At 72.5% G+C, this 2,881-nt stretch carries 2 protein-coding genes and 2 pseudogenes; all 4 read right to left on the bottom strand.

The features are described 5' to 3' along the window. Nucleotides 1-286, bottom strand: a pseudogene (locus tag R6V09_RS50105) (tRNA (N6-threonylcarbamoyladenosine(37)-N6)-methyltransferase TrmO); the annotation flags it as partial. 30 nt (nt 287-316) lie between these two features. After that, a complete protein-coding gene (locus tag R6V09_RS50100; protein ID WP_317888084.1) occupies nt 317-1,612 on the bottom strand; it encodes an ATP-grasp domain-containing protein in 1,296 nt (431 codons plus the stop codon). Nucleotides 1,613-1,629: 17 nt separating this feature from the next. Continuing rightward, nucleotides 1,630-2,379 carry a class I SAM-dependent methyltransferase gene (locus tag R6V09_RS50095; protein ID WP_317888083.1) on the bottom strand — a complete coding sequence of 250 codons (750 nt, stop codon included), beginning with the start codon at nt 2,377-2,379 and terminating at the stop codon, nt 1,630-1,632. Between the two features lie 30 nt (nt 2,380-2,409). Further along, nucleotides 2,410-2,881, bottom strand: a pseudogene (locus R6V09_RS50090) (hypothetical protein); the annotation flags it as partial.

The raw sequence follows: 2,881 nt of genomic DNA, 5'->3' as shown, positions 1-2,881 counted from the left end.
TGCCGCGCTGGGCGAAGATGCCGACCAGGGGCCAGTCGGTGTTGCCCCGGGGATGGCGGGCGCCGGTCTCGATCTTCTCCACCGGGACCCGGTCGAAGTGGTAGACGACCTCCAGGTGGGAGAAGGCATCCAGGCCGGCCAGCGCGTCCGGCCCGAACCGGTCCCCGTCCAGCCGGATCACCGCCTCGACCCCGCCCCAGTCGTCGTCCCGGACCTCCGCCCGGCCACCGACCACCCGACCCACCGGGTACGACACCACCCCGGCCGAGGCGCTGTTCTCAGACATCTGCTGTGCCTTTCGTCAAAAGATCATGTGTCACGCGGCGCCCGAGCGTACTGCAGGGGCGGGCGCGACGCCGTACCAGAAGAGTTCCATGCGGTCCCGCAACAGCCCCAGGAGGTACCGGAGTTGGGTGTGGTCCGGGGCGGTTCCGTACACCACGCCGATCGCGCCGAGCGTGCCCCTGCGCCAGTCGCCGTGGCGGCCGTCCGGTGCGGAGACCTCGACCAGATCGACCCCGGGAAGTTCCTCCAGCGTCTCGACGAGCGAGAGCGGCCCCGGGGTCACCGGGTCCGCGGGCGGGATCAGCATGTACTGGAAGGCCACCGGGTCCGGTCCCCGTCCCGGCAGCGACGGCTCCGGCACCGTCACGGGGAGCCCGAGCGCCAGTCGCAGCGCCGCCGCCACCATGTCGTAGCCCGTGCGGCGCTGCACGATCTCGGCCACGAACCCGCCCAGCCGCCCGTTGACCTCGATGATCCGCGGACCGTCGGCGGTGAGCTTGACCTCGGTGTGGGTGATGCCGTGCCGGATGCCGAGCGCCCGTACCGCGGCCTGTTCGAGCCCTACGACCTCCGCCGCCAGGGGGACCGGGACCGGCGCGGGCAGGATGTGTCCGGTCTCCCTGAACGGCGGGACGAGCGGCGGCTTTCCGGTGACGGCGACGGTCCGGGGCTCGCCGTCGACGATCAGGGACTCGACGGAGACGTAGTCGCCCCACCCCGTGTCCGCGTACCCGGGATCTCCCCGCAGGAACTCCTCCAGCACGAAGTCCCTCGGCGCGCTCCCGGTGAACTCCGCCAGCCGGTGCCGGCACTCGTCGGCCGATCCGACCAGGCAGGTGTCCACGCTGCCCGCCCCGTGCCGCGGCTTGAGCACCGCGGGCGTGCCCACGAGGGCGAGGGCACCGGCGCAGTCGTCCGGGTGCCGGAGCAGGGCGCACCCGGTGTGCTGCACGCCGTGGTCCGCCAGGACGTGCCGCTGGCGGAACTTGTCGGTGAGGGCGTCGACGGTCCCGGCGGAGTGGAAGGGCAGCCCGCAGTGGGCGGCCACCGCCGCGGTGAGCCGCAGGCGGTGTTCGCTGAAGGTGACGATGCCGTCGGGAGACAGCCCCGCGGCGAGCCGGCCCACCTCCTCCGCACCGAGGCCGGTGATGTCCACGACGTCGGCGTGCGCCGCGACCTGGCCCAACTCGGCCTTGAGCGCCGGGTGTTCCGGCTCGCACAGAAACACGACCCGGCACAGCCGCCGGGCCGCCGCCAGGATGCGCAGCGGGCCGGCGGAACCCTGGTCGTGGACGACCAGGAGCGTGGGGAGAGCAGAGTGTGCCAAGGGGTGCCTCCATCGCCCTAGTTGCGGCGGGCGGTGATGTTCAGTCGTACGTAGTCCACGACCGGTTCGGGGAGCCGGGCGGCGACCGCGTGGACGAACTCCTCGTGGTCGGCCTCGGGAAGGCGGTCCAGGTGGGAGCCGAGGACCACGGTGGCCAGGTAGCTCCACAGCTGCTCGCCCGGCTCCAGCCGTGCCGGGTCGGGCAGGAGGTTGACCTCGATGTCGGTGAACCCGGCGTTCCGCAGCCGCTCGGTGGTCTCCTCGACGCCGGCGAAGTACCAGACCTTCTCCTTCTCGGCCGGCGCGCCGAGCACGTCCTCGACGGCGGCGTTGATCTTCGAGACGTTGCCCTGACCACCGCACTCGGCGACGAACTGGCCGCCGGGCCGCAGGTGTTGGGCAAGGTTGTCGAACAGCGCGGCGTGGTCGGTGATCCAGTGGAACGTGGCGACGCTGGTGATCGCGTCGACCTGGCCGTCGACCGGCAGGGGCTTGGTGAGGTCGGCCTGTACGACCTCGACCCGGTCGAGGCGGTCGGCCAGCTTCACCCGGAGCTGTTCGAGCATCCGGCTGGATCCGTCGACGCCGATCACCCGGCCCTCCGGCACCAGGTCGAGCAGCGAGGCCGTGTCGCGCCCCGTGCCGCAGCCGGCGTCGAGGACGGTCTCACCGCCCTTGAGGTTCAGTCGGCCGAGGGTGCGCTTGCCCCATTGCTGGTGCGGCAGGGGAAGCGAGTCGTACGTCTTGGCATCCCATTCACGGGGCACAGTGCTGCTCCTTCGTGTCGTTCGCGCGGTTCACGCGTTGGTGGGGTTCGGGTCGACGCGTACACCGTCGAGGACCAACCCGACCTCGATCGGGTGGGCGTCCCTGACCAGCCGCAGGGCGTCTCCCTCGGCGAGCCAGCGGCGCACGGCCCCGACGGGGTCCGGGCCGGACGGGTCGACGGGCAGCAGCTGGACGAGGATGTTGCGCAGTCCGGCCGGGGAGTCGTGGGCGGAGTAGGGCCCGCGCAGGTCGATACGACCAGAGGTGTGGACCGAGGCGGTCGGCCCGCCCGGGCCCGGGGCGTCCGGGGCCGTGTAGCCGAGTGCCTCCGCCGCCAGAGCGGTCAGGACGTACTCCTGGGCGCTCGGCGCGAGATCGGCGCCGAAGAGCTGCTTGGGCTGGTCGGATTCGGCCTGCGTGCCGTCCACCTCGGCGAGCACATGGGTGCCCACCTCCCACATCACCCGTGCCGCGCGCCGCCGGGCCGGCACGCCCGGCCCG

The sequence above is a fragment of the Streptomyces sp. W16 genome (assembly GCF_033194735.1).
Taxonomy (GTDB): Bacteria; Actinomycetota; Actinomycetes; order Streptomycetales; family Streptomycetaceae; genus Streptomyces.
This window is presented reverse-complemented; position numbering and strand designations above follow the sequence as displayed.